Genomic DNA, 7,358 nt, shown 5'->3' on the forward strand with positions numbered 1-7,358 from the left:
TAGAAAAACCCCATTTTTAAACGCCTTATTGTTGAAAAAGGGGATTTTTCTTTGATTAGTGAGAAATATTCGTTTAATTAAAGTAATATTAATTATTTTAATAACTATTCAACTATTATTAATTTTATTTTTTTAAAAGTCTTCAGATAACCAAAAACCATTTGATTGTCTCAATTCTTTTACTTTGTCAGGAAAAAGTTTATTTTTTTCCTTATAAACTTTTTCAAGTAATTTCTTATCTTTCTCTTTATTAGTTAATCTTTTTTTTATTATTTCACAATTACCTAACTCAAATCCAATCCATCTTCTCTTCAACAGCTCACTTACCGCAAAAGTTGTACCGCTACCACCAAAAGGGTCTAATACAATATCATTATCATTGGTACTCATTGAAATAATTCTATCTAATAATTTAACAGGTAGTTCATTAAACTTTCTATTTTTAGAACCATTGTGTCTAACAGGATAAATGTCACTCCAAACGTCAGACACATTAACACCTTTTGAATTCATTTTACTTTTATATCCGCCGTAATCTTTTATTTCTCCTCCACAATGTCTACAAGTTTGTAGAGGTATCCTTTGGTTATTAAAGGTTTTTGGTTTCGATCCCTTCACATAATGCAACAAGCTATAATGAGCAGGAGATAGTCTATTTGGAATCGGCAAACTGAGTTTCATATCTACTACAATCCAACTCCAAAAGTTTAATTTTTGATCAAGATAATTAGATAAGTAAGTATGCCACTTGGGTAAATTATATATCAATAGTGAACCACCAGGTTTTAGAACCCTAACGCATTCATCCAACCATTTAATACACCAATTAATATAATCACTATAGCTTAAACGATCATTAACACCCTCGTCATATTCTTTATCCAAATTAAATGGGGGATCCGCGAAAACACAGTCCACTGAATTATCAGGAATTTGTTTTAATAGCTCTACACAATCACCACTATAAAGCTTTCCTAATTCTGTTTCAAAAAATGGGGGAACATTTATATTTAGAATTGGATAGGTTTCATTTTTGTTTTTTGAAAGTAAATCCGCAATATCTTTTGTTTTATCTATAAAGACTTTTTCATAACCTCTAGGTATTCTTCCCATTTTCAATTCTAATTCAATCATACTCATTTCAGTATACGAAAGAATTGCATCTATTAACGTTAAATCTGATGGAATGACCCCAGATGTTTTATACTCCTCAATATCTTTTTTCTTAATTTTAAATTTACGAAAGAAAGCATAAACATCTTTTTCGGAATGCCCTCGCTCCTTTGCAACATAAAAAATCACATCATAGACGCTAAAAAATCTCATTAATCTAACTCCTTATGTCACTTATAGTCTGTAGACTTATAAACTACACAATTTTATCATTCACATTAACAATTCGTCAATTATATTAAGGGGTTTTACAATGACTAATGAGATTAACATACGGCTTCTTTTTGGTCAAGTAGTCCGAAAAATTCGTATGGCTAACAATATTTCTCAAGAGGAGCTAGGCTACTTGTGTGGTCTACATCGTACATATATTTCAGACATTGAACGTGGTATTAGGAATGTTTCGTTAGAAAATATAGAAAAAATTGCCAACGCCCTTAATGTAGCACCAAAAGATTTACTAGATTTTACTTTTATTGAAGATTAATGGGGCTGTTTTCTACTGTTTACAACACAGAGGGAACATATATATACATATATACATGAAGAAAAGTCCAGTTTTGAAAGCATTTATGTGGAAGTAATTGTCCCAATTTTATTCTCTTTTCTATACCATTTAATTACCATTTAAAAACCAGAAAAAACGTGATTAGTTCAGTACTTCTTAAAAAATGTGCTAAATTGTATCTAAAGAGATATGCGGTCGATTTATAAAAAATACTGTAATGTCTAAACAAAACGGAAGACCCATTAATTCGTATAAAGAATTTGAAATGAATGATAAATAAAAGTTTAAAACATTAATGTTGAACTAACCAACTCAATTCATAGGTGATAAAACATGAAAACAATTACATTTTTCAATAATAAAGGTGGCGTAGGAAAAACCACTCTTGCGGTAAATATTGCTTCATATTTGCAAATAGAAAAAGGGCTGAGAGTGCTTGTTATAGATGCGGATCCACAATCAAATTCTACACAGATGATTTTAGACATAGAAATGTGGGAAAAAATTTATGCTCCTGATTCTTTAGAGACAACATTACTGAGCTATCTACGTCCTTTGACATTAGGTGAGGCTTCACTGTCTCTGGGAGCTATTCCCATCTCAGGTGAATCTAATCGTTTTGGTGTAGATATTATTCCTGGACATCCTAAACTTTCCTTGCTGGAAGACAAATTAAGTAGTAGCTGGAAAGATTGTAGTGCGGGAGATATAGGCGGATTTAGAGTAACTAACTGGGTCAATGTATTAAAAAATCATTTTGCCGATGATTATGATATTGCAATTTTTGATGTAGGTCCATCTCTAGGCGCTCTGAATAGAAGTATTTTGCTTAATTCAGACTATTTTATAACACCAATGGGTTGCGATGTATTTAGTTTAATGGGTATTGAAAATATCTCAGAATGGATCAAGTCTTGGGAACGCATCTATAAAACATCCTTATCTATTTTAGAAGAGAACTTTCCCGATTTAAATCATTCAGACTACTTTATTAATAATAATACAAGTAACAACTTCTTATTTGCAGGTTATTCAGTCCAACAATATATTACAAAAGTTATCAATGGTAAAAGAAGAGGCATAGCTGCCTATGAAAAAATAAAAATGCAAATTCCTGATGCCTTGGAAACGAATTTAAATGACTTCCTACCTGATAACCTTACAATGCAAGAATGCGATCTTGGAGATATTCCAAATTTCTTTAGCTTAGTTCCATTGGCACAAACAAGTAACTCACCTATACATCAATTAAAAAAATCCGACGGAGTTGTTGGAAATCATTATAAAATGATTAAAGATTATGCTAATGTTATGGAACTTGTATGTAAAAAGATACTTAGTAACATAGGAGTCGAGTATGAGTCTAATTAATTGGCCCGAACACTTAATTACTGAATTAGCAGAGAGACGCTGTATCATATTTATAGGCTCTGGTGTTTCAGCAGCAGCAGAAAATGCCGAGGGCAGGAAGCCAAAAACCTGGGGAATATTTCTAGAAGAATCACTATCGCTAGTTCCGGAAGGTAATGACAAGGAATTTATAAAAAAATTAATTAAAGAAAAAAATTATTTGTTGGCCTTACAATGTATTTACGACCATTCCGATAACAATGAATATATTAGTTTTTTAAGAAAAGAGTTTTCTGCTCCTAATTATCAGCCAAGTAGCATACATACTGACATCGCAGATATTGATGCTAAGATTGTTATCACTACAAACTTCGACAAAATATATGAAAAAGCATGTTATGGTGATGGTCATTCCATTATTAACTATAATGATAATAACCTTATTGAGAACTTAAGGTCTAATCAAAGGTTAATTATAAAAGCTCATGGAAATATTAATGACATCGGTAATATGATATTTACCAAACGTCAGTACTTCGAAGCTAAAAGACAGTATTCTGAGTTCTATAATATCTTGAGTGCTCTGTTTATTACTAATACAATCCTGTTTATCGGTTGTGGTTTAAATGATCCAGATATCAACTTACTTTTAGAAAATGTGTATAAAACAACCGGATCTACTTTATCTCATTACGTTGTTTCACTAGATGATGTAGATGCAAATATCATAAAAGATTGGAAAGAAAGTTACAATATTAATACCCTTAAATATGGACCTGATTATCCTGACTTGGCTCCTAACATTGAAGCTTTAAAAGATGCTGTACTCTCCTATAGAGCAGCTCGGGTATAGATATGTCGAAGTTTTAGCCATAGAATTCAAATAGACAAGCTCTGAATATTAATGAAAAAACAGTGATAATCTCTGTATTGTCACTGTTTTTGGCGTACTTCCTCTTAACTTTGCATATCAGGATACAGGCTTGGATTCTAGTATTTTTTGTTATACAACAAAAATTCATTAGTTCATCGCCGAATCACTTTAACGTTAAACAGACTACACTAGGTGTAAATAGAATTTGAAGGATAATAGAATGACATCTAATAATCAATGTACGAATTTATCTAAAAACATACATTCATTTCCTCTATTCTATTACCTTCCCTCGTTTTATCTGTTAAAATGGAATCATCCAAAAAAATCGTACATTCAAAACGTTGATTTTAAAGGGGTGATGGAAATGGGAAGTCAGATCAAAGATGTGCAACCGATCCGCAGCAAAGAGCAATTGGAGGATATGAAATGGGCATTAAAAAAGTTTTGCGGAGAAAGAGATTACATCCTTTTCGTTCTCGGATGTGAAACTGGACTACGCGTCGGGGATCTCCTAAAGTTAAAAACCAAACAAATTCTCGCACTGCAGCCCAAACGAGAAAAAATTCTAAAAGTCAAAGAAGGCAAAACACAAAAGATCCGGGAGATCTACATTGGCAACTGCTTTGAGGAAATACATAACTACGCCAGTCAGCTAAAAAGTGATTGGCTTTTTCCATCAAGAAAAGGAAACAAGGCTATCTCTCCAACTCAATCCTACCGACAGCTAAACAAAGCTGCTGATTTTGCCGGAGTGGAAAGCGTGGGGAACCATACATTAAGAAAAACTTTCGGCTACTGGTTCTACAAGGCAACAAAAGATGTAGCCATGCTACAGCAAATATTAAACCACTCGCATCCAGAGATAACCCTGCGTTATATTGGAATTACAGACGAGGAAACAAATAATGTATTGAAACGCTTCAGCGTATTTGATTAATAACCCTCGTTAAATCTTATTGATAAATTATTAACGCTAACTGAGCAATCATCGATTGAATTGTAGTTTATATGTGGTAGACAAACCACATATAGACCACAATTCGCGTTTCATTTGTGGTCTATATCCTACATGTAAACTACAATGATCGTTTGCCCTTCATGATACTGTTGAAAGGAAAACGATCATTACACTTAGGGTATTAAACTAAATTCTTCTTTTATTCTCTCTTCAAAATGCTTATTGATATAATCCCTAACAAATTGATCACGCTTGTCACGATCTTCTTCTTTTCTAAAGAATCCTACACGTATCATGCGCTCTTCTTCTGGCTTTGTAGACCACATATTGAGTGCTTCATCCCTGAGATTGGACTCTACTCTTGTGCGCGTGATCATTTCAGTGATTCTTTCCTGGCGTTCTTCCTGTATTGTTTTCGGTTGCGGAAGACGCTTTAGCAGCTCTTCGTATTGCTGTTTAATTTCCCTAGTTTGCTGCTCCGCTATTTCTCTGGCCATCTTCTCAAACTCTTTTCTCATGGCCTCCAGATCTATCACTTGTGGAACATTTGTAGCCTCCGATTCCTTCATAGCAGGTCTAAGTTCGAAATGATTTGGCAGCTCATGAAAGATCCCATCCAACGCCCACTTTTGATCCCGTTTATCTTTTATGTATAGAGCGATATCCAAGTCAAGCTGGTCATAGACCTTTTCACCATGCTCAGTACGACCAATCATATGGATCCGCTTTTCTTCTAGTTGCTTGAACCATCCATCAACCGTATTCGAATGTTTGCCAACCTCCTTGGCAAAATCGCTTATCTTCCAATACTTCACCATCATTTACACCTCTCTTTTATAGCAACCTTGTAAAGCACAATTGTAAAACACTTGTACTCAACAAACCACATATACTCCACATTTTGTGTTCCACTTGTTCTATACATTCTACATGTAAACCACAATCACCTGTTATTTTAACATGATCATATCCAAGAGACTCAATCAATTCATATGATTGAAAATAAAAAAGCACCGTCATGGATTACGGCACTTTCTTCATATCTATCTATGATTTCATGTAGGATTGAAATTGAAAAAATGGCTGTCGGAACTTTACCGGCAGCCGTCATTGTTATGTACAACGGGAAAAACCCTCGCACTCAGGTACTTCCCCATAAAAATAAAATAACTCCGCAGGCAAGATTCGAACTTGCGACCGATCGGTTAACAGCCGATTGCTCTACCACTGAGCTACTGCGGAATAAAGTGGGCCTGAATGGACTTGAACCATCGACCTCACGCTTATCAGGCGTGCGCTCTAACCAGCTGAGCTACAGGCCCATTTATATATATAAATGGAGCGGGTGATGGGAATCGAACCCACGACATCAGCTTGGAAGGCTGAGGTTTTACCATTAAACTACACCCGCCTGTCTAGAACTGGAGGCAGTAACCGGATTTGAACCGGTGATAAAGGTTTTGCAGACCTCTGCCTTACCACTTGGCTATACTGCCTTTAAAGTTGGATGGCTGGGCTAGCTGGATTCGAACCAGCGCATGACGGAGTCAAAGTCCGTTGCCTTACCGCTTGGCTATAGCCCATTAATCATATGTATGGGGCGATCGATGGTAATCAAATCCACGAGTATCGGAGCCACAATCCGAAGCGTTAACCACTTTGCTACCCCTCTATATTAAATAAAGAACAAAAAAATGGTGGCTCAGGACGGAATCGAACCGCCGACACATGGATTTTCAGTCCATTGCTCTACCGACTGAGCTACTGAGCCACACAAGATATATATTAACAGTAGGGGTTAGTCTACTGAAAGAAATATGGCGCGCCCGAGAGGAGTCGAACCCCTAACCTTTTGATCCGTAGTCAAACGCTCTATCCAATTGAGCTACGGGCGCATACATTCAAATTGTACCGAGACCGGAATCGAACCGATACGGTAGTCACCTACCGCAGGATTTTAAGTCCTGTGCGTCTGCCAGTTCCGACACAGCTGCATATGAAAATGGTGAGCCATGAAGGACTCGAACCTTCGACCCTCTGATTAAAAGTCAGATGCTCTACCAACTGAGCTAATGGCTCAAAACCAAACATGCCGGCGAGAGGACTTGAACCCCCAACCTACTGATTACAAGTCAGTTGCTCTACCAATTGAGCTACACCGGCACAAAAAAATGGAGGATGACGGGCTCGAACCGCCGACCCTCTGCTTGTAAGGCAGATGCTCTCCCAGCTGAGCTAATCCTCCATGATTGGTGACCCCTACGGGATTCGAACCCGTGTTACCGCCGTGAAAGGGCGGTGTCTTAACCGCTTGACCAAGGGGCCAGTTATGTATTTACACAAAAATAAAAACCCCTATTGGGGCTGTGCCTGGCAGCGTCCTACTCTCACAGGGGGAAGCCCCCAACTACCATCGGCGCTGAAGAGCTTAACTTCCGTGTTCGGTATGGGAACGGGTGTGACCTCTTCGCTATCGCCACCAGACTGTATAA

General features: G+C 36.6%; 6 protein-coding genes, 12 tRNA genes and 1 rRNA gene. 4 read left to right on the forward strand and 15 right to left on the reverse strand.

Annotated features, from left to right (window positions below; translation table 11 throughout):
• Positions 1 to 132: 132 nt before the first annotated feature.
• A complete protein-coding gene (locus tag QYG89_RS16070) occupies positions 133 to 1,326 on the reverse strand; it encodes a DNA methyltransferase (RefSeq protein WP_404319117.1) in 1,194 nt (397 codons plus the stop codon).
• 100 nt (positions 1,327 to 1,426) lie between these two features.
• On the opposite strand from QYG89_RS16070, the gene QYG89_RS16075 reads away from it, so the two are divergent.
• The 4 genes from QYG89_RS16075 (at position 1,427) to QYG89_RS16090 (ending at position 4,845) form a co-directional block, all read left to right on the forward strand.
• Complete coding sequence (locus QYG89_RS16075) at positions 1,427 to 1,660, forward strand: helix-turn-helix domain-containing protein (RefSeq protein ID WP_404319118.1); 234 nt, start codon at positions 1,427 to 1,429, stop codon at positions 1,658 to 1,660.
• Between the two features lie 354 nt (positions 1,661 to 2,014).
• A complete protein-coding gene (locus QYG89_RS16080; protein ID WP_404319120.1) occupies positions 2,015 to 3,052 on the forward strand; it encodes a ParA family protein in 1,038 nt (345 codons plus the stop codon).
• Entirely contained in the window at positions 3,039 to 3,884 is an 846-nt protein-coding gene (locus QYG89_RS16085; protein WP_404319122.1) for an SIR2 family NAD-dependent protein deacylase, read from the forward strand. The genes QYG89_RS16080 and QYG89_RS16085 overlap by 14 nt, the downstream gene beginning before the upstream one ends.
• Before the next feature lie 382 nt (positions 3,885 to 4,266).
• Positions 4,267 to 4,845 (forward strand): tyrosine-type recombinase/integrase, encoded by a 579-nt coding sequence (locus QYG89_RS16090; RefSeq protein ID WP_404319126.1) that lies wholly within the window; start codon positions 4,267 to 4,269, stop codon positions 4,843 to 4,845.
• A 194-nt stretch (positions 4,846 to 5,039) separates the two neighbouring features.
• On the opposite strand, the gene QYG89_RS16095 is transcribed toward QYG89_RS16090, so the two are convergent.
• From QYG89_RS16095 to rrf, 14 genes are all read right to left on the reverse strand, one after another.
• On the reverse strand, positions 5,040 to 5,687 hold the full coding sequence (locus QYG89_RS16095) for a MerR family transcriptional regulator (protein WP_404319124.1): 648 nt from the start codon (positions 5,685 to 5,687) through the stop codon (positions 5,040 to 5,042).
• A gap of 349 nt (positions 5,688 to 6,036) precedes the next feature.
• Positions 6,037 to 6,108 (reverse strand) — tRNA-Asn (locus tag QYG89_RS16100).
• Between the two features lie 6 nt (positions 6,109 to 6,114).
• Positions 6,115 to 6,188, reverse strand: a tRNA-Ile gene (locus QYG89_RS16105).
• A 15-nt stretch (positions 6,189 to 6,203) separates the two neighbouring features.
• A tRNA-Gly gene (locus tag QYG89_RS16110) sits at positions 6,204 to 6,277 on the reverse strand.
• Between the two features lie 11 nt (positions 6,278 to 6,288).
• Positions 6,289 to 6,362: transfer RNA gene (locus tag QYG89_RS16115), tRNA-Cys, on the reverse strand.
• A 12-nt stretch (positions 6,363 to 6,374) separates the two neighbouring features.
• Positions 6,375 to 6,449: transfer RNA gene (locus QYG89_RS16120), tRNA-Gln, on the reverse strand.
• A 112-nt stretch (positions 6,450 to 6,561) separates the two neighbouring features.
• Positions 6,562 to 6,637, reverse strand: a tRNA-Phe gene (locus tag QYG89_RS16125).
• A gap of 47 nt (positions 6,638 to 6,684) precedes the next feature.
• Positions 6,685 to 6,761: transfer RNA gene (locus tag QYG89_RS16130), tRNA-Arg, on the reverse strand.
• A 15-nt stretch (positions 6,762 to 6,776) separates the two neighbouring features.
• Positions 6,777 to 6,855, reverse strand: a tRNA-Leu gene (locus tag QYG89_RS16135).
• A gap of 14 nt (positions 6,856 to 6,869) precedes the next feature.
• A tRNA-Lys gene (locus QYG89_RS16140) sits at positions 6,870 to 6,945 on the reverse strand.
• An 11-nt stretch (positions 6,946 to 6,956) separates the two neighbouring features.
• A tRNA-Thr gene (locus tag QYG89_RS16145) sits at positions 6,957 to 7,029 on the reverse strand.
• 9 nt (positions 7,030 to 7,038) lie between these two features.
• Positions 7,039 to 7,111, reverse strand: a tRNA-Val gene (locus QYG89_RS16150).
• Positions 7,112 to 7,116: 5 nt separating this feature from the next.
• Positions 7,117 to 7,191, reverse strand: a tRNA-Glu gene (locus QYG89_RS16155).
• Positions 7,192 to 7,234: 43 nt separating this feature from the next.
• Positions 7,235 to 7,350 (reverse strand): 5S ribosomal RNA (gene rrf / locus QYG89_RS16160).
• Positions 7,351 to 7,358 lie beyond the last annotated feature (8 nt).

Source organism: Bacillus lumedeiriae (assembly GCF_044891285.1).
In the GTDB taxonomy this organism is placed as follows: Bacteria; Bacillota; Bacilli; order Bacillales; family Domibacillaceae; genus Pseudobacillus; species Pseudobacillus lumedeiriae.